General features: G+C 73.9%; 15 protein-coding genes. 6 read left to right on the top strand and 9 right to left on the bottom strand.

Annotation, left to right across the window (positions count from 1 at the left end; translation table 11 throughout):
* Window positions 1–103 precede the first annotated feature (103 nt).
* The gene (locus ACGF3A_RS35370; protein ID WP_393734558.1) at window positions 104–466 is read right to left on the bottom strand and encodes a hypothetical protein; all 363 of its coding nucleotides are present in this window, start codon (window positions 464–466) and stop codon (window positions 104–106) included.
* A 139-nt stretch (window positions 467–605) separates the two neighbouring features.
* Here ACGF3A_RS35370 and ACGF3A_RS35365 point away from each other — a divergent pair, with 139 nt between their 5' ends.
* Both ACGF3A_RS35365 and ACGF3A_RS35360 read left to right on the top strand, forming a co-directional pair.
* Window positions 606–2,402 carry a DUF2867 domain-containing protein gene (locus ACGF3A_RS35365; protein WP_393734557.1) on the top strand — a complete coding sequence of 599 codons (1,797 nt, stop codon included), beginning with the start codon at window positions 606–608 and terminating at the stop codon, window positions 2,400–2,402.
* Between the two features lie 7 nt (window positions 2,403–2,409).
* On the top strand, window positions 2,410–3,816 hold the full coding sequence (locus ACGF3A_RS35360) for a cryptochrome/photolyase family protein (RefSeq protein ID WP_393734556.1): 1,407 nt from the start codon (window positions 2,410–2,412) through the stop codon (window positions 3,814–3,816).
* Here the strand turns inward: ACGF3A_RS35360 and ACGF3A_RS35355 are convergent.
* A complete protein-coding gene (locus tag ACGF3A_RS35355) occupies window positions 3,800–4,102 on the bottom strand; it encodes a hypothetical protein (RefSeq protein WP_393734555.1) in 303 nt (100 codons plus the stop codon). The two genes, ACGF3A_RS35360 and ACGF3A_RS35355, sit on opposite strands and share 17 nt — an antisense overlap.
* 162 nt (window positions 4,103–4,264) lie before the next feature.
* Here ACGF3A_RS35355 and ACGF3A_RS35350 point away from each other — a divergent pair, with 162 nt between their 5' ends.
* The 3 genes from ACGF3A_RS35350 to ACGF3A_RS35340 all read left to right on the top strand — a co-directional run bounded on the left by ACGF3A_RS35350 (window position 4,265) and on the right by ACGF3A_RS35340 (window position 6,728).
* The gene (locus tag ACGF3A_RS35350) at window positions 4,265–5,110 is read left to right on the top strand and encodes a glutamate ABC transporter substrate-binding protein (RefSeq protein WP_393734554.1); all 846 of its coding nucleotides are present in this window, start codon (window positions 4,265–4,267) and stop codon (window positions 5,108–5,110) included.
* 20 nt (window positions 5,111–5,130) lie between these two features.
* Window positions 5,131–5,805: an amino acid ABC transporter permease gene (locus ACGF3A_RS35345; protein WP_393734553.1), complete on the top strand. Its 675-nt coding sequence runs from the start codon at window positions 5,131–5,133 to the stop codon at window positions 5,803–5,805.
* Window positions 5,806–5,876: 71 nt separating this feature from the next.
* Complete coding sequence (locus tag ACGF3A_RS35340) at window positions 5,877–6,728, top strand: ABC transporter permease subunit (protein WP_393734552.1); 852 nt, start codon at window positions 5,877–5,879, stop codon at window positions 6,726–6,728.
* A gap of 7 nt (window positions 6,729–6,735) precedes the next feature.
* Here ACGF3A_RS35340 and ACGF3A_RS35335 read toward each other — a convergent pair whose 3' ends face one another.
* A complete protein-coding gene (locus tag ACGF3A_RS35335) occupies window positions 6,736–7,236 on the bottom strand; it encodes a phospholipase (protein ID WP_393734551.1) in 501 nt (166 codons plus the stop codon).
* A 285-nt stretch (window positions 7,237–7,521) separates the two neighbouring features.
* Here ACGF3A_RS35335 and ACGF3A_RS35330 point away from each other — a divergent pair, with 285 nt between their 5' ends.
* Window positions 7,522–8,415, top strand: coding sequence for an STAS domain-containing protein (locus ACGF3A_RS35330; protein ID WP_393734550.1), 894 nt, complete (start codon window positions 7,522–7,524; stop codon window positions 8,413–8,415).
* Between the two features lie 7 nt (window positions 8,416–8,422).
* On the opposite strand, the gene ACGF3A_RS35325 is transcribed toward ACGF3A_RS35330, so the two are convergent.
* The 6 genes from ACGF3A_RS35325 to ACGF3A_RS35300 form a co-directional block, all read right to left on the bottom strand.
* Window positions 8,423–9,634, bottom strand: coding sequence for a serine hydrolase domain-containing protein (locus ACGF3A_RS35325; protein WP_393734549.1), 1,212 nt, complete (start codon window positions 9,632–9,634; stop codon window positions 8,423–8,425).
* A 109-nt stretch (window positions 9,635–9,743) separates the two neighbouring features.
* Window positions 9,744–10,835: a tellurite resistance/C4-dicarboxylate transporter family protein gene (locus ACGF3A_RS35320; RefSeq protein WP_393734548.1), complete on the bottom strand. Its 1,092-nt coding sequence runs from the start codon at window positions 10,833–10,835 to the stop codon at window positions 9,744–9,746.
* Window positions 10,832–11,533, bottom strand: a complete 702-nt coding sequence (gene narI, locus ACGF3A_RS35315) for a respiratory nitrate reductase subunit gamma (RefSeq protein WP_393734547.1) — start codon at window positions 11,531–11,533, stop codon at window positions 10,832–10,834. The genes ACGF3A_RS35320 and narI overlap by 4 nt, the downstream gene beginning before the upstream one ends.
* Window positions 11,530–12,177: a nitrate reductase molybdenum cofactor assembly chaperone gene (narJ, locus tag ACGF3A_RS35310; protein ID WP_393734546.1), complete on the bottom strand. Its 648-nt coding sequence runs from the start codon at window positions 12,175–12,177 to the stop codon at window positions 11,530–11,532. Before narJ ends, narI begins: the two co-directional genes overlap by 4 nt.
* A complete protein-coding gene (gene narH / locus ACGF3A_RS35305) occupies window positions 12,174–13,787 on the bottom strand; it encodes a nitrate reductase subunit beta (RefSeq protein WP_393734545.1) in 1,614 nt (537 codons plus the stop codon). Before narH ends, narJ begins: the two co-directional genes overlap by 4 nt.
* Entirely contained in the window at window positions 13,787–17,491 is a 3,705-nt protein-coding gene (locus tag ACGF3A_RS35300) for a nitrate reductase subunit alpha (RefSeq protein WP_393734673.1), read from the bottom strand. Before ACGF3A_RS35300 ends, narH begins: the two co-directional genes overlap by 1 nt.
* Between the last annotated feature and the right edge of the window lie 93 nt (window positions 17,492–17,584).

Genomic DNA, 17,584 nt, shown 5'->3' with positions numbered 1-17,584 from the left:
GCGGACCGGACCGTACCAATCCGCCTCCCCGGAGGCGTCCACCACGCTCCCGGGCCCGCACAGGACTGGACCAACTCCCGTAATTTTGCCGGAACTTGACCCGTTACGAGGAGGAGCGGGGCCTCGACCACACGGCCCACGCCGACACCGCGCCCCAGCCCACCGAGACCGCCACGGCCCCCGCGCGCCGCCCCCGGCCCGGCAGCGTCGCGCCCAGCAGCGCCGCGTCCCCGAAGTCCGCCGCCATCCGCACCCACGCGGCGGTCCGCAGCGCGTCCCCCTCCGGCGCCGTCAGCAGCGCGAGGCCGCTGGCCATGTCCCGCCAGGCCAGCGGGCGCAGCGAGGTCCGCGTGCCCGCGTCGTCGGGCAGCCCCGAGGGCCGCGCCAGCCAGCCGGGCCGGGCCGTCACGACCGCCCCGTACACCGCCGTCGCCGCGCCCACGGCCCGCAGCACTCCCACCCGCACGGCCACTCCTCGTCGCTCGCCGGTACCACCCGTTCCGCTGACCAGCATCGCACCGCGGAGTGGCCGCGGCCCTTCCGCCGCCGTGCCGTGCGAGTCTGCGACGGCGTACGGGTGTACGGGCGTACCGAATGGAGGGCACATGACCGAGGAGCGTCCGCTCTGTCTCGTCACCGGCGCCACCGGCTACATCGGGGGCCGCCTGGTCCCCGAACTGCTGGCCGCCGGATTCCGCGTACGGTGCCTCGCCCGCTCCCCGGAGAAGCTGCGCGACCACGCGTGGGCGGACCGGGTCGAGGCCGCGCGCGGCGACGTCACGGACCGGGCCTCCCTCCGCGCGGCGCTGCGCGGCGTGGACGTCGCCCACTACCTCGTCCACGCCCTCGACACCGGCGCGGACTTCGAACGTACCGACCGGATCGCCGCGCGGACCTTCGCCGAGGAGGCCGGGGCCGCGGGCGTACGGCGGATCGTCTACCTCGGCGGCCTGACGCCGTCCGGCGTGCCCGTCCACGCGCTCTCGCCGCATCTGCGCTCCCGGGCCGAGGTGGGCCAGATCTTCCTGGACGGGCCCGTCCCCGCCGCGGTCCTGCGCGCCGCCGTCGTCATCGGCTCCGGCTCCGCCTCGTTCGAGATGCTGCGCCACCTCACCGAGCGGCTCCCCGTGATGGTCACCCCGAGCTGGGTGGGCACCCGCGTCCAGCCCATCGCCGTCCGCGACGTCCTGCGCTACCTGGTGGGCGCGGCGCGCATGCCGGACGACGTCAACCGCGCGTTTGACGTCGGAGGGCCCGACGTCCTCACGTACGAGGGCATGATGCACCGTTACGCGCGCGTCGCGCGGCTCCCCAAGCGGCGCGTACTCCGCGTCCCGATGCTGACGCCCCGCCTCTCCAGCCTCTGGATCGGCCTGGTCACCCCCGTCCCCTGCGCCCTGGCCCGCCCCCTGACCGAGTCCCTCCGCCACGAGGTCGTCTGCCACGAACACGACATCGCGGCGTACGTGCCCGACGTATCCGGCGCCGTGCCCGATGTGCCCGCCGGCGCGGCGCCCGCCGGGGCCGACGCCGCGCCTGCCGTGTCCGGGGGCGCGCCCGCCGGGGCGGACGGCGCGCCCGCCGGGCCCAGCGCCGGGGCTGACGGCGCGTCTGCCGTGCCCGACGCGGCGCCCGGTGTGTCCGGCGTCGCGCCCGCCGCGTCAGGCGCCACGCCCGGCGGGCCCAGTGCCGCGCCCGCCGGGACCGGCGGCGCGTCTGGTGCGCCTGACGCCACCCCCAGCGATGCACTCGGCGCGCCGCTCGGGTTCGATGAGGCTCTGCGGCTCGCGTTGCGGCGGGTGGGGGAGGCCCGGGTCGCCACGCGGTGGTCCTCCGCCGCCACCCCCGGTGCGCCGAGCGACCCGCTGCCCACCGATCCCGACTGGTCGGGCGGCAGCCTGCGCACCGACCGGCGTGCGCGGGCGGTCGCGGCGCCGCCCGAGGCGCTGTGGCGGGTGATCGAGGGCATCGGCGGCGAGCACGGCTGGTACTCCTTCCCGCTCGCCTGGGCCGTACGAGGCTGGATCGACCTGCTCGCGGGCGGCGTGGGGCCGCGCCGCGGACGGCGGGACGCCGAGCGGCTGCGCGTGGGCGACGCGCTGGACTTCTGGCGGGTGGAGGAGATCGAGCCGGGCCGGATGCTGCGGCTGCGCGCCGAGATGCGGCTGCCGGGCCTCGCCTGGCTGGAGATGAGCGCGGAGCCGGACCCGGACGGCGGGGGAGGTTCGCGCTACCGGCAGCGTGCCCTGTTCCATCCGCACGGGCTGGCCGGGCTCCTGTACTGGTGGGCCGTCTCCCCGTTCCACGCCGTGGTGTTCGGCGGCATGGCCCGCAACATCGCCCGTACGGCCGAACGTACGGCTGAACGTACGGCCGAACGACGCACCGCCACCGACCGATGAGGCTCCCATGACCCGTACCGCCGTAGTCCTCTTCACGTCCGATCTGCGGGTGCGCGATCATCCGCCGTTGCGGGCCGCGCTCGCGGCGTGCGAGCGGGTCGTGCCGCTCTTCGTCCGGGACCGGCGCGTCGCCGAGGCGGGCTTCGACGCGCCGAACCGGCTCGCGTTCCTCGCGGACTGCCTGGCCGACCTCGACGCAGGGCTGCGGTCGCGCGGCGGCCGGCTGATCGTCCGGTCCGGGGACGTCGCGGACGAGGTCGGCGCCGTGGTGCGGGAGACGGGGGCCCGCGAAGTGCACCTGGCGGCCGGGGTCAGCGGCTACGCGCAGGCCCGCGAGCGGCGGCTCCGTACGGCCGTCGAACGGCTCGGCGCCGAGCTGCGCGTGCACGACGCCGTGGTCACCGTCGTGCCGCCCGGCGCCGTCGTGCCCAGTGGGAAGGGCGCGGACCACTTCGCCGTCTTCACACCGTACGCGCGCCGCTGGGCCCAGGAGAGCCCGCGTGCCCCGCTCCCGGCGCCGCGCGCCGTGCGCGTACCCGACGGCGTCCGCACCGAGGAGGTCCCCGCGCGCGAGGACGTGGCCGGGGTCTCCCCGGGGCTCGCCCGGGGCGGCGAGGCCGAGGGCCGCAGGAGGCTCACCGCCTGGCTGCGCGGCCCCCTCGGCGCGTACGCCGCGCGCCACGACGACCTCGCGGGGGACGCCACCTCCCGGCTCTCCCCGCACCTGCACTTCGGCACGCTCTCGCCCACCGAAATCGTGCACCGGGCGCGCGAGAAGAGCGGCGAGGGGGGCGAGGGCGGCGAGGGCGCCGACGCCTTCGTCCGCCAGGTCTGCTGGCGCGACTTCCACCACCAGGTCCTCGCCGCGCGCCCCGAGGCCGCGACCGAGGACTACCGGCGGCGGGACGACACGTGGCGCGCGGACGGCGAGGAGGCCGAGGCGTGGCGGCGGGGCCGCACCGGCTACCCCGTCGTCGACGCCGCCATGCGCCAGCTGCTCCACGAGGGCTGGACGCACAACCGGGGCAGGCTGCTCGCCGCGAGCTTCCTCACCAAGACGCTCTACGTCGACTGGCGCACCGGCGCCCGGCACTACCTCTCCCTGCTCGTCGACGGCGACGTGGCCAACAACCAGCTCAACTGGCAGTGGGTGGCGGGCACCGGCACGGACACCCGCCCGAACCGCGTCCTCAACCCCGTCCGCCAGGGCCGCCGTTACGACCCCGACGGCACCTACGTGCGGCGATGGGTGCCCGAACTCGCGGGGATCCAGGGCCCGTCCGTGCACGAGCCCTGGAAGCTGTCCGCGCGCGAACGGGCCGCGTACGACTACCCGGAGCCGGTCGTCGCCCTCGCCGACGGGCTCGCCCGCTTCCGCCGCGCCCGTGGAATGGGCGTCACTCGCAGTTCATGACCACGCTCGCGCGGAAGATGTGCCCGAAGGTCGGGTCGTCGAAGACCTCGAAGATCTGCGGCTGTTCGGCGAGTGCGCAGTCGAATCTGCCGTCGCCGCTCGCCGAGGTCCGCGCGTCGTCGATCGCGCCCGCGACCGCGACCTCGGCCGTCAGGCCGCGTGAGGCACCGCAGTACTGGGCCGCACCGGTCGCCAGCGCGGGCGAGGCGATGCCCAGCAGCGCGGTGACCGTCGCGGCGAGGAAGAGGCCCCGCCGGGTCGTCCGTCCGGATGGTCGCCGCTTCATCGCGATCACCTTCCCCTCCCGGGACGTGAGGTGTTCCCTCACGCCTCCATACGGACGGCGGGGCGCGTGCGTTCAGCGTCCGAACGGGCGATCCGAGCGCTTTTCAGCCACTGCCGCCCCTTCTGTTGTCTCTTGTCCGCCGCGCGGTCATGCTGACGCGACATGGCATCCCGTGCGGTGAACATCGCGGTGGCGGCGGGGCTCCTGTGCGTGGCCTCCACCGCGTGCGGCGGCTCGGAGGACGGCTCGGACGGCGCCGGGGGCGAGAGAGACGGCCTGACGATCGCCGTGCGTGACGACCTCCCCGGCATCGGGCTCAGAACCCCGGACGGGAAGTACCAGGGCTTCGACATCGACGTCGCGACGTACATCGCCAAGCGGCTCGGCGTGGCCGCCGACGACATCGAGTGGAAGGCGACCGTGCCCGCCGAGCGCGAGAACGTGCTCACGCGCGGCGACGCCGATCTCGTCGTCGCCACCTACTCGATCACGCCCGAACGCAAGCGGAAGGTCGACTTCGTCGGCCCGTACTTCCTCGCCCACCAGGACCTGCTCGTCCGCGCCGGGGACGACTCGATCGACGCGGCCGGGGACCTCGACTCCAAGAAGCTCTGCTCCGTGACCGGCTCGACCTCGGCGCAGAACGTGAAGAACGAGCTGGCGCCCAAGGCCGACCTCCAGGAGTTCAGCTCGCCCTCGGAGTGCCTGACGGGCCTGGAGAACAAGGCCGTCGACGCGCTGACCAACGACGACGCCATCCTCGCCGGTTTCGCCGCGCGCAAGGAGAGCCGCGGCAAGTTCCGGCTCACGGGGCTGCGGCTGAGCGACGAGCGGTACGGCGTGGGCGTCAAGAAGGGCCAGGACGCGCTGCGCGCCGACGTCACCAGGGCGCTCCGGCAGATGGTCGCCGACGGCACCTGGAAGAAGTCCGTGCGCGCGCACTTCGGCGGCGCCGGATACGAGGCGGAGGCGGCGCCGAGGCTCACCGAGACCGGCGCGGCCGACTGAGAGGGGAGGGCACGCGGTCCATGCCCGGGTTCCTCGACCCCGAACGGTACGACCTGCTCGCCGCGTTCGGGGTCACCGTGCGCCTCGCCCTCTGGTCGGCGGCGGGCGCGCTCGTCTGGGGCACGGTCCTGGCGGCGCTGCGGGTCAGCCCCGTCCCGCTGATGCGGACGTTCGGCACGGTGTACGTGAACGTCGTACGGAACATCCCGCTCGCCGTCATCATCGTCGGGATGTCGCTGGGCCTGCACCAGACGATGGGCGTCGCGCTGGGCGGCGGCACGGCGAAGGAGACCGGGTTCCGGCTCGCGGTGCTCGGACTCGCGGGCTACACCGCCACGTTCGTCTGCGAATCCCTGCGCTCCGGCATCAACAGCGTGCCGGTCGGCCAGGCGGAGGCGGCGCGCGCCCTCGGGCTCGGCTTCCGCCAGGTGCTGACGCTCGTCGTGCTGCCGCAGGCGTTCCGCACGGTCGTGACGCCGCTGGCGACCGTACTGATGTCGCTGACCAAGAACACCACGGTGGCCTCCACGATCGGCGTCGCCGAGGCGTCGCTGCTGATGAAGGAGATGATCGAGAACGAGAGCGACGCCATCTTCGCGGTGTTCGCCGTCTTCGCCCTCGGCTTCGTCTGCCTCACGCTCCCCACGGCGCTGCTGCTCGGCTGGGTGAGCCGCCGCGTGGCGGTGCGCCGGTGAGCGGGCCGTCCGGGGGCGGGCCGTATGGCGGTGGGCCGGACGGAGGCGGGCCGGGCGGGGGCGGGGCGCCTGTGCTGTACGACGAGCCGGGTCCGCGCGCCCGGCGCCGCCACCGGCTGGCGGGGCTCGCGTTCCTCGCCGTCCTCGCGCCGGCGCTGTGGTGGGTGCTGGCGGCGATGGGGGAGCGGCACCAGCTCGACGCGGAGAAGTGGAGCCCGTTCGTCGACGACGCGCGGGTGTGGACCGAGTTCCTGCTGCCGGGCCTGCGCGCCACCGTCGAGGCCGCCGCGCTCGCGATGGTCCTCGCGCTGCCCCTCGGCGCGCTGCTGGGCGTGGCGCTGCTCTCGGAACACCGCTGGCTCAGCGGCCCGACGGCGACGCTCGTCAACCTCGGCCGCGCCGTGCCCGTCCTGATGCTGATGCTGCTGTGCAACGAGGCGTACGCGCAGCTCAGCGACGTCGCCCCGGACACCCGCCCGCTCTACGCCGTGGTGACGGGGCTGGTGATCTTCAACGGGGCCGTAGTCGCCGAGATCGTCCGCGCGGGCGTCCTCGCCCTCCCCGCCGGGCAGCGCGACGCCGCCCGCGCGGTCGGCATGCGCGAGACCCAGACCATGGCGTACGTGCTGCTGCCGCAGGCGGTCACCGCGATGCTCCCGGCGCTCACCAGCCAGCTGGTGGTGATCGTCAAGGACACGGCGCTGGGCGGCGAGATGCTCGCCTTCGGCGAACTCCTGCACCAGGTCCGGCTGATCTCCGCGAACTACGGCGCGAACACCCTCGCCTGCCTCACCGTCGTCGCCGTTCTCTTCGTCGCCCTCAACCTTCTCCTGACGACACTCGCCGCCAGGATCGAGTCCCGCGCCCGCCACGGCAGGAAGTCGACGGGCGCGGTCGTCACCCGTACTCCGGATCAGACGTGACGGTCTCTCAGCCCACGGGGCTGCCCTTCTTCACTCCGACGACCTTCACGGCCTGGTAGTACGTCCAGGCGAGGCTGTTGCAGGACGCCTTCTTGGCGCCGCTGTAGCGGGAGCAGACCCGCTTGAGGTCCTCGTAGAAGGCGCTGTCGATGCGGGCCTTGTTCGCGTCGAAGGTGCCCATCTTCTTGTAATTGCGGTAGCCGAAGTCGTGCCTGATGCAGCTGTTCTCGAACGGGAAGCCGAAGGGGTTGTCCGGCGAGGAGGAGCACTTGTCGGTGCTCCAGTCGAAGTTGTACGAGGCGTACGAACCCTGGTTCGCCCGGGCGGCGTGGAACGCGTTCTGGCTGGACGCGCTGGTCTGCGTCCAGCTCGACAGGAGCTGAGGCTTGTCCGCCGGGTCGGCCGCGGCGGGCGAGGCGGCACCGACGAGGGTGAACAGGGCGGCGGACGTCACGGCGAGCCCGGCGGTGACTCTGCCGGTGGTGCGGCTGACTCTGCTACGGCGCATTCTGGACCTCCGAGAGGAGACCGGCGGAAGCCGGTCGGCACATGGGCATGTCAGATGACACTGCTCTTACCTACCCGCTGTGACAGGGGACTTGAACGCGATTCACGCCACCGGACCATCAAGGGACCACTCAGGGCCGCCGGGTACGAACGCCGCTGACGGGGCATGAGGGAAGTACCGCTGCGGTGCCACCCCGGACCCCGGTGGCGTCACGGCGTCGCCTTTCGGCCGCGCGCCCTCCGCGTAGCCGTCACCCTCCGTGAGAGGAGACCTCCGGGGTGAGCCATGGGTACCCCTGACACCTTCACCTTCGCACTCCGCCATCACCTGCGGGACGGCACGCTCGTCCTCGCGTTCCATGGCGAACTGGACTGCTGGGCCGAGCGTGAGACCGGCCCCCGGGTGAGCGCGCTGCTGAACCGCGAGCGCTCCGCCGACGTCCTCGTCGACCTGCGCGGCGTGACCTTCCTGGACGCCAGCGGTCTGCGGCTGCTGCTCCGCGTCAAGGAACACGTCGCCGACTACGGCGGCACGCTGCGCCTGCTGCGCGGCAGTCCCAAGGTCTGGCGGGTGCTGTGCCTGGCCCGCCTCGACCACGCCTTCACGGTCCTGGACGACTGGCCGTCGTCCGCCGGTGAGGACCCGGCGGCCGACCGTCCCCCCGGCTCCGGCGACGCGGAGCCCCTCTCGCTGGTCCGTGCCACCGGCCCGGCACCGGCCGCGGTGCCGGGCGGGCCGCGCAGACGGCTCGCGCTCGACGAGAGGGAGTGCCGCGACCTCCTCGCCGCCGTCTCCGCAGCCCGCCTCGTCGTCGCGCACCACGGCGTGCCGCTCGTCGAACTCGTCGGCCTCCTGCACCTGGACGGCGAGCCCGTGGCGCTCCTCGCCGAGGACGGGGGGATCGCCCTGGCGCTGACCCCGGCGATCTCGCCCCGGCGCCTCGTCGTCCTCCAGGCCGACGACCTGGCCACCGCGCGCCGCCGCCCGTACGTCCGTACCGTCACCGCGCTCGCCCGCCCGCGCTGGGTCGTCGGCTCCGACCGGCTGCGCGCCTGCCGCCGCCTCGCCGCCGAGCACGGCCTCGACCCCGGCCCCGACACCGGCTACCTCACCCTGGCCCAGCCCTCCCTCTCCGGCCAACGCGTCCCCCGCCCACCGACGCCGTACCCCCGCGGCTGATGCGGCGTCACTTCCCGCACAGGGCGTGGTCGACCAGGGCGCGGGTGGCCTTGTTCAGGCGTACCTGGTCGGGGACGCCGCCGTCGCTGGTGACCGAGACGGTCACCGCGCGCCGCCCGTCGGCCGTGACGCCCGTGCGGGTGTACGAGCCGAAGCCGTCGCCCTCGTGGTGCCAGTAGCGGCCGCCGCAGGAGAGCGGGGTCTCGCGGATGCCGAGCCCGTAGCCGCCGCGGGGCCAGGCGGCGAGGTCGTCCGGGTCGTCGGTGCGGGGCACCGTCCGCCGCATCTCGTCCAACTGGGCCTGGGGCAGCAGCTTGCCCGTCATCAGCGCGCGGAAGAACGTGTCCAGGTCGCGGGTGGAGCTGATGACCCCCGAGTCGGCGGTGTGCTGGAGGCTGTGCTCGGTCACGTCCAGGGCCTTGCCGCCCGGACCGCCCGGACCCGGCAGGGTGACGCGCGCGTGCGGCCCCGGCAGGAACGGGTTGGCGCCGCCCACCGAGGTCTGCCGCAGCCCGAGCGGCGCGACGACGCGGTGCTCGACCTGCTCCCGCCAGGGGAGCCCGCCGCCCGCCTTCTCCACGACCATCTGGAGCAGCAGGTAGTTCGTGTTCGAGTAGGCCCAGCGGGTCTTCCCCTGCCGGGGTACGAACACGGGCTCGTGCCGCATCGCGAGGGCCACGTAGTCGCGCGCCGGGGCCGTGTCGTAGCGGTGCGCCTCGAAGTCCTTCAGCCCCTCCGCCACTTCGGGGTCCTTCATGTAGTCGAAGAGCCCGCTCGTCTGCCGGAGCAGATCGCGCAGGGTGATCCTGGAGCCGTCGTTCCCGTGCCCCTCGACGACGCCGGGCAGCCACTTCTCGACGGTGTCGTCCAGGGACAGCTTCTTCTCGGCGGCCAGCTGCAGCGCGACGACGGCGGTGAACGTCTTCGTCGTGCTCGCCGCCCGGAACCGCGCCTCCCACGGCACCTTCGCGCCCGCCCCCGCTCTCGCTCGCGCGGCACCGCCCCCGCCGGAGGTCTCGGCCAGCACCTTGACCTTGCCGCCGCCCGCCTTCCGTACGGCCGCGACGTCGGCGCGCAGCGTGTCGGTGCCCTTCGCCTCTGCCGTCACCGACGCCCCCGTCGCGCCCGCGTGCTGTGCCCCGGCCACCCCCGCGAGCACCGCCGCCGACGCCACCGCCGCCGCACCCCAACGCACCGCCGTCCGCCCGAAGCCGCGCATCCGTCCTCCCCTGTCCGCCGGTGAGGGCTCGTCCGCCCTCCGCTGCCCACCAGCCAACCAGCGCCCCACGCCGCCCACGAGGGGAGCATCCCCCGGGCTCATGGGGGTGTTACGTCCACCCCCCGGGGCCCCGCCGTACGGCCCGTACGAGGAGGAGAGCGGTCACGCCGAGCCACGCCGCCGCCGCGCACCAGGCCATGCCCTCCGCCCACGGTCGTAGCGCGGGCACGTCGCGGGTCGTGGCGAGGCGGGCGGTTGCCGTGGCGTACATGCCGAGGGGGAAGACCATGCCCCACAGCGCCGGTTCGTACCGGACCGGGATCCGGTGGCGGACGTGGCGCCAGGCGCCTGGGGCGAGCAGAGGGACGACGAGCAGTGTGGCCCATCCCCACAGCGCCACCAGCCCCACGCTCACCACGGGCCGTACGCGTACGCCGCACCCCGCCAGGAGCGAGATCGCGGCGGCGCCCATCACGATCCAGTACGAGGGGGCCAGCTGCGCCGGGCCCGGCGGGTGGCGCAGGAGGCGGCGTACGACGCAGCACAGCGTCACCGCGTACAGGCACGTGCCCGCGAGCCAGCCCGCGAGTGCCGCGCGGTCGGCGGCGGGGCCGTGCGCGACGGCCGTGAGGGTGAGTACGAGCGACTGGAGCCCCACGGTGGCCAGGAACCAGGTGCCGTCCGCGCCTCGCGTCGCCGCTGCGCCGTGCGTGCGCAGCAGGCGTACGCCCGTGAGGGCGAGTGCGACCCACAGTGCGGCGGCGGGCGGCAGGAGCGCTGCCGTGACGCCGCGCAGAGGCCCGGTGGCGAGGCGGGACGCGAGGACGCCCGTCGCGGCGACGAGGGTGAACGCGCCGAAGAAGCGGGCCGGTTCGCGGAGGTCGGCCGCGAGCCGGTCGCGGTGGCGTACGGCGCGCGCGACGGTGGCCGTCAGCAGTACGAGGTGCAGCGCGAGCGCGGCCCCGAACAGCAGGGCCGCCGCCTGCCGTGCCCCGGCCGCCTGGTCCAGTGCCCGGGAGACGATGCCGGTGGCCATGACGGGCGCGAAGCAGGCGGGAGCGAGCTCCCGGACGCCGCCGGTCCTCGTCTCGGCCTTGACCTTTGTGCCGGTCAGGGGGTGCCCCTTTCCGCTCGCTGCGGTGTGCGCGTGCGTCGTGGCTCGTCGCGCAGTTCCCCGCGCCCCTGACGGGGCGTTCGTCATCGGCGTGCCGTGGGGCGTTGCCCGGCGCGGTGTCGGTAGATGACGTACGGGCGGGTCGCGTAGCCCAAGGGGAGGGCGAAGGCGTGGATGAGGCGGGTGAAGGGCCAGAGGGTGAAGAGAGCCATGCCCAGGAGGGCGTGGAGCTGGTAGACGAAGGGGGCGTGGGACATGGCGGGGACGTCGGGGTCCAGGGTGAAGAGGGAGCGGAACCAGACCGAGACGCCCTGCCGGTAGTCGTACGGGTGGGGCTCCAGCGTGGTCACCGTCGCGGCCAGGCCCGCGAGCAGCACCGTGGCCAGCAGGGGGTGGACCAGGCGGTCGCTGCGGAGGGAGCCCGCGCGGACGGCGGGCACCCGTAGTCGCCGGTAGACCAGGACGCCGAGCCCCACCGCCGTGGCGAGCCCGGCGGCGCCGCCGACGAGGAGCGCGTTGGCGTGGTAGAGCCACTCGTGGACGCCGAGGCGTTCCGTGAAGGACTCCGGGACGACCAGCCCGACGACGTGTCCGAGGAAGACGAAGAGCAGCCCGTAGTGGAAGAGCGGTCCGCCCACCCGCAGCAGGCGGCTCTCGTGGAGCTGGCTGGAGCGGGTGGTGATGCCGAAGCGGTCGTGCCGGAAGCGCCAGACCGTGCCCGCGACCAGCAGGACGAGGGCGACGTAGGGCAGGACGCCCCACAGCGCCGTGTGGAGATGGTTCACGGGGTGGTTCCTCCGGTCTGCGGTCCGGTCTGCCGGAACGTGGGGAAGGGCAGCAGGCCCACCGTCTCCGTGGGCGGCGGTCCGCCGCGCGCCATCCGCAGCGCGGCCGCGCGGTCGGCGGGCGAGGCGCCGGGCAGCGCGCCGCAGACGGCGGTGAGGACGCCGGCGTACGGGCTGCGGTGGCTGTCGAGCGCGGTGCGGAGCAGCTCCAGCGCGGCCCGGTGCTCCTGCAGCGCCCGGCGACCGGGCCCGGGGCAGCGCGCCGTGAACTCCAGGGCGAGCGGCAGGAAGTCGGGCAGCTCGTCCTCCGGCGCCCGCCACCCGTGCTCCCGGTAGAGGTGCCGCCAGCGCAGCAGGGAGGCGCCGCGGCGCCGGGTGTCGCCGTCGGTGTAGTACGTGAGGTGCAGGGTGCGGCGCCGTGAGCGGTCGAAGGTGGCGACGTACCGCGCGGACAGCTCCAGTTGGGGTACGTCCGTGAGGGCCCGGCACACGCCGCGCAGCGCCGCCGCGCCGGGGCCCGGCAGGGCGGCGACGGCCGTACGGACCAGCGCGAGGCGTTCGGGCCACTCGTCGCCGGGGTGCCGGAGCAGCAGGGAGGCGGCCTGGAACAGCGCGGACTGCGACCGGCCCGCGCGGGACCTCACTCGCCCTCCCCGCGCATGAGGTCCCGCGCGGGGAAGAGCCCGGTGGGGCGGCCCTTGCCGTCCCAGTTGAGGAGGTTGACGCGCTGCGGTTCGGGCGCGGGTTGCGGTTCCGGGTCCCGCATCGGCGGCGGCGCGTGGAACGCGTCCGCGTCGTACATGCCGGGCCCGCCCGCGCCCTCCAGGCTGCACCCGGTGTCCAGGGGCGTGCCGTCCTCGGGCGCGTAGCCGGTCGGGATCACGTACCGCTCCTCGTACTTGGCGAGGGCCAGCAGCCGGTACATGGCCTCGATCCCCTCCTCGTCCATGCCGACGGCGCGGGCGATCGCCGGGTCCCGTTCCTCGCCGAGGTTGAGGCGCCGCATGTGGGCGCGCATGGCCGCGAGGCGGCAGAGCGCGGCCTCGACGGGCGCGGGGTCCCCGGCGGTGAACAGCTCGGCCAGGTACGACAGCGGGATGCGCAGGGTGTCGATCGCGCCGAAGAGCGCCGCCGGGTCCTCGCCGTCGTGGCCGCTGCGGGTGAGCGCGTCGACGACGGGGGAGAGCGGCGGGACGTACCAGACCATCGGCATGGTGCGGTACTCGGGATGGAGGGGCAGCGCCACCCGGTGGTCGCAGATCAGCGACCGTACGGGGGAGCGGCGCGCGGCGGTGATCCAGTCGTGCGGGATGCCCGACTCCTCGGCGGCACGGGCCACTTCGGGGTCGTGCGGGTCGAGGAAGCAGTCCAGCTGCGCCTCGTACAGGTCCTGCTCGTTCTCCACGGAGGCCGCCTCGCCGATCCGGTCCGCGTCGTAGAGCATCACGCCGAGGTAGCGCAGGCGTCCGACGCAGGTCTCGGAGCAGACGGTGGGCTGCCCGGCCTCGATGCGCGGGTAGCAGAAGGTGCACTTCTCGGCCTTGCCGGTCTGGTGGTTGAAGTAGACCTTCTTGTACGGGCAGCCGCTCACGCACATCCGCCAGCCCCGGCACCTGTCCTGGTCGACGAGGACGATGCCGTCCTCGATCCGCTTGTACATCGCGCCGGAGGGGCAGACGGCGACGCAGGACGGGTTGAGGCAGTGCTCGCAGATGCGCGGCAGGTAGAACATGAACGCCTGCTCGTACTCCAGCCGCACCTCGTCGCCGATCTTCTCCAGCACCGGGTCGGCGGCGGTGTGCTCGGGGCCGCCGCCGAGGTCGTCGTCCCAGTTGGGGCCGCCGGTGACGGCCATGGGGCGGCCGTCGATCTGGGAGCGGGGCGGCGCGGTGGGCACGTCGTCGCCGAGCGGGGCGTCGGTGAGGATCGAGTAGTCGTACGTCCAGGGCTCGTAGTAGTCGTCGAGGGAGGGGAGTTCGGGGTTGGCGAAGAGCCGGGCGAGGCGGCGGGCGCGGCCTCCGGAGCGGGGGACGAGGCGGCCGTGCTTGAGCTCCCAGCCGCCCTTCCAGCGGCCCTGGTCCTCGTAGCGGCGGGGGTAGCCCTGCCCGGGGCGGGTCTCGACGTTGTTGAACCAGACGTACTCGGTGCCGCTGCGGTTGGTCCACGTCTGCTTGCAGGTGACCGAGCAGGTGTGGCAGCCGATGCACTTGTCGAGGTTCATGACCATGGCGACCTGGGCCATGACGCGCGTCATCAGTACTCCACATCCTGCGAGCGGCGGCGGATGACCGTGACCGCGTCGCGCTGGTTGCCGGTGGGGCCGTAGTAGTTGGGCGCGAACGAGAGCTGGGCGTGGCCGCCGATGAGATGGGTGGGCTTGATGAGCAGCCGGGTCAGCGCGTTGTGCACGCCGCCGCGCCGCCCGGTCGCCTCCGACCTGGGCACGTTCACCATGCGCTCCTGGACGTGGTACATGAACACGGTCCCCTCGGGCATGCGGTGCGAGACGACGGCGCGGGCGACGACGACGCCGTTCGCGTTGACGGCCTCGATCCAGTCGTTGTCGGCGACGCCCACGGCCTCCGCGTCCTGGGGGCTCATCCAGATGACGGGGCCGCCGCGCGCCAGGGTCTGCATCAGCAGGTTCTCCTGGTACTCGGAGTGGATGGACCACTTCGCGTGCGGCGTGAGATAGCGGACGGTCACCGCGCGGCCCTCGGCCCCGTCCCCCTTCCCGGTCCCGTCTCCCTTCCCGGCCCCGTCCCCCTTCTCGGCCTCCGTCAGCTCCGACATGTCCAGCGGCGGCCGGTAGACGGGCAGTTGCTCCCCGTACTCCCTGATCCACGCGTGGTCGAGGAAGAAGTGCTGCCGCCCGGTGAGGGTGTGCCAGGGCTTGAGGTGCTCGGTGTTGACGGTGAAGGGCGCGTAGCGGCGCTCGGGGCCCTCCTTGCCCGACCACTCGAAGCTCGCCCCCGCGCTGACGGGCCGGGCCTGCGTGTCGGAGAAGACGATCCGCCGGTCCGCCACGGAGGCGGCCAGCTCCTCCAGCCCGGAGCCAGGGCCGCAGCGCTCGGCGAGCGCCCTGAACCCCTCGGCGGCGATCCGCCCGTTGGTGGTGCCGGAGAGCGCGAGGATCGCCTCGCACAGCTTGACGTCGGTGTCGAGCAGCGGCCGTCCGCGCGCGTCGCCGCGCGTGCCGGTGCCGCAGCGGGCCGCGAGCCACTCGCTCTCCGGCTCGGGCCGTACGGTGACGCCCTTGACCCGGACGCCCTCGCGCACCGACAGGGGCCCGAAGGAGGCGAGCCGGTCGGCGATCCGCGTGTAGTCCCGTGCGACCACGGCGACCTGCGGCGCGGTCGGGCCTTCGGCGGGCACCTCGCCGGGGGTGTCGTGCTGGAGGGCCGTGGCGACGAGGTCGTACGTCTCCTCCAGCCGTCCGGCGGCCAGTTCGCCCACCTTCTCCGCGAGCCCGTGGAAGATCTCGAAGTCGGTACGGGCCTGCCAGGGCGGGTCGATGGCGGGCGAGAAGGCGTGCACGTAGGGGTGCATGTCCGTGCTGGAGAGGTCGTGCTTCTCGTACCAGGTCGCGGCGGGCAGCACGAGATCGGCGTAGAGCGTCGTGGACGTCATCCGGAAGTCGAGCGCGAGCAGCAGGTCGAGCTTGCCGCGCGGCGCCTCCTCCCGCCACCGGACCTCGGCGGGGCGGGAGGAGGGCGGGGCCTCGGGCGCCGCCGCGTTGTCCTGCGCTCCCAGCAGGTGGCGCAGGAAGAACTCGTTGCCCTTGGCCGAGGAGCCGATGAGGTTCGCCCGCCATACGGTCAGCACCCGGGGCCAGTTGGCGGGTGCGTCCGGGTCCTCGCAGGCGAACTCCGCGCGCCCCGCCGCCCGTTCGGCAGCCAGCCACCGTGCCGGGTCCATCCCGGAGAGCCGGGCGCGGCGGCCCATGTCGAGGGGGTTCTCGGCGAACGTCGGGTACGAGGGCATCCAGCCCTGCCGCGCCGAGCGGGCCACCAGGTCGGCCGTGTGGCTCCCGGCGAAGAGCCCGCGCGCGGTGGGGGCGGTGAGCGCTTCGGCCGGTGCCCGCTCGTACCGCCACTGGTCGGTGTGCGTGTACCAGTACGGCGTCCCCGCCATCTGGCGGGAGGGGCGCTCCCAGTCGGCGCCCGTCGCCAGCTGCTGCCACCCCGCGAACGGGCGGACCTTCTCCTGCCCGACGTAGTGCGCCCAGCCACCGCCGTTGACGCCCTGGCAGCCGGTGAGGAGGAGCAGCGAGAGAAAGGAGCGGTAGATGGTGTCGGAGTGGAACCAGTGGTTGGTGCCCGCGCCCATCACGATCATGCACCGGCCCCGGGTCTGCTCCGCCGTGCGCCCGAATTCGCGCGCCGCGCGCACCACCGCGCCCGCCGGTACCGAGGTCACCGTCTCCTGCCAGGCGGGCGTGCAGGGCAGCGACGCGTCCTCGTACGACTCCGGCCACTCGCCCTCAAGTCCCGCGCGGCGCACCCCGTACCGGGCGAGCAGCAGGTCGAAGACGGTGGTCACCCGGCGCCCGCCGATCTCCCGTACGGGCACGCCGCGCCGGACGACCGCGTCCGGCTCGTCGAAGCGGGGGAGGACGACCTCGGCCGTGGCGCCTCCCGTCTCCCGATGGAGGGTCAGCAGCGGCTCGATGTCGCCCAGATCGAGGTTCCAGCGCTCCTCACCGCCCTTGGACCAGCGGTCGCCCAGCGTGCCGTTGGGCGCCGTGACCCGCCCGGTGCGGGCGTCGACCAGGACGGGCCTGCACCGGTCGGCCTCGTCGGCGGAGTCCTCGGCGTGCTCGCCGTCGAGGTCGGCGGCGGTCAGGAACGCGCCGGGCACGTACGCGCCGTCCTTCTCCTCCAGCTCGACCAGGAAGGGCAGGTCGGTGAAGCGGCTGACGTACTCCTGGAAGTACGGGACCCGGCGCTCCACGAAGAACTCGGTGAGCAGCACGTGTCCCATCGCCATCGCCACGGCGCCGTCGGTCCCGGGGTGCGGGTGCAGCCACTCGTCGGCGAACTTCGTCGCGTCCGAGAAGTCCGGGGAGACGACCACGACCTTCTGGCCCCGGTAGCGGGCCTCGGTCATCCAGTGCGCGTCGGGCGTCCGGGTCACCGGCACGTTGGAGCCCCACAGCATGAGGTAGGCCGCGTCCCACCAGTCGCCGGACTCAGGCACGTCGGTCTGGTCGCCGAAGACCTGCGGGGAGGCGACGGGCAGATCCGCGTACCAGTCGTAGAACGAGAGCATCGGGGCGCCGATCAGCGCGTGGAAGCGGGCGCCGACCGCGTGCGAGGCCATCGACATGGCGGGGATCGGGGAGAACCCGGCGATCCGGTCGGGGCCGTGCGCGGCGAGCGTGTGCACATGGGCCGCGGCGGCGATCTCCAGCGCCTCGTCCCAACTGACGCGCACCAGCCCGCCCTTGCCCCGCGCCGACTGGTAGCGGCGCCGCTTGTCGGGGTCCGTCGTGATCTCGGCCCAGGCGGCGACGGGATCGCCCAGCCGCTGCCTGGCCTCGCGGTACATCTCGACGAGCACGCCGCGCGCGTGCGGATAGCGGATCCGGGTGGGGGAGTAGGTGTACCAGGAGAAAGAGGCGCCGCGCGGGCAGCCCCGGGGCTCGTACTCGGGACGGTCGGGCCCCGTCGTGGGGTAGTCCGTCGCCTGCGTCTCCCAGGTGATCAGCCCGTCCTTGACGTACACGTGCCAGGAACAGGATCCGGTGCAGTTCACCCCGTGCGTCGAGCGGACGACTCTGTCGTGGGCCCAACGTTCGCGGTACGGGGCGTCGTTGACGCCTTCTCTCGTACGGAACACCGCGCGCCGGTCCTCGGACACGGGTGCCGTGCCGAGCAACTGTCCGGCCTTGAGGAGCCGTTCGGCCGCATCGGCGGCGGCCCGCTCCGCTTTCTCCCTCGCCTTGCCGCGTTTCACCACATGGTGCAGCCTGCGCCGCTTCCGCTTCCCGGCAGAAGACCCTTTCCCGCGAATTGAGAACATCGGGGAAGCGCCTTTACCCGGAAGTGG

It is taken from the genome of Streptomyces sp. NPDC048172 (assembly GCF_043202595.1).
In the GTDB taxonomy this organism is placed as follows: Bacteria; Actinomycetota; Actinomycetes; order Streptomycetales; family Streptomycetaceae; genus Streptomyces.
Note: the sequence above shows the minus strand (reverse complement) of the source record. Positions and strands in the feature narration are given on the sequence as shown.

What these genes read in the sequence shown, in the direction of transcription:
- ACGF3A_RS35365 (WP_393734557.1), top strand. Translation starts at nt 606, where the DNA reads ATGACCGAGGAGCGTCCGCTCTGTCTCGTCACCGGCGCCACCGGCTAC.
- ACGF3A_RS35360 (WP_393734556.1), top strand. Translation starts at nt 2,410, where the DNA reads ATGACCCGTACCGCCGTAGTCCTCTTCACGTCCGATCTGCGGGTGCGC.
- ACGF3A_RS35355 (WP_393734555.1), bottom strand. Translation starts at nt 4,102, where the DNA reads ATGAAGCGGCGACCATCCGGACGGACGACCCGGCGGGGCCTCTTCCTC.
- ACGF3A_RS35350 (WP_393734554.1), top strand. Translation starts at nt 4,265, where the DNA reads ATGGCATCCCGTGCGGTGAACATCGCGGTGGCGGCGGGGCTCCTGTGC.
- ACGF3A_RS35345 (WP_393734553.1), top strand. Translation starts at nt 5,131, where the DNA reads ATGCCCGGGTTCCTCGACCCCGAACGGTACGACCTGCTCGCCGCGTTC.
- ACGF3A_RS35335 (WP_393734551.1), bottom strand. Translation starts at nt 7,236, where the DNA reads ATGCGCCGTAGCAGAGTCAGCCGCACCACCGGCAGAGTCACCGCCGGG.
- ACGF3A_RS35330 (WP_393734550.1), top strand. Translation starts at nt 7,522, where the DNA reads ATGGGTACCCCTGACACCTTCACCTTCGCACTCCGCCATCACCTGCGG.
- ACGF3A_RS35325 (WP_393734549.1), bottom strand. Translation starts at nt 9,634, where the DNA reads ATGCGCGGCTTCGGGCGGACGGCGGTGCGTTGGGGTGCGGCGGCGGTG.
- ACGF3A_RS35320 (WP_393734548.1), bottom strand. Translation starts at nt 10,835, where the DNA reads ATGACGAACGCCCCGTCAGGGGCGCGGGGAACTGCGCGACGAGCCACG.
- narH (WP_393734545.1), bottom strand. Translation starts at nt 13,787, where the DNA reads ATGACGCGCGTCATGGCCCAGGTCGCCATGGTCATGAACCTCGACAAG.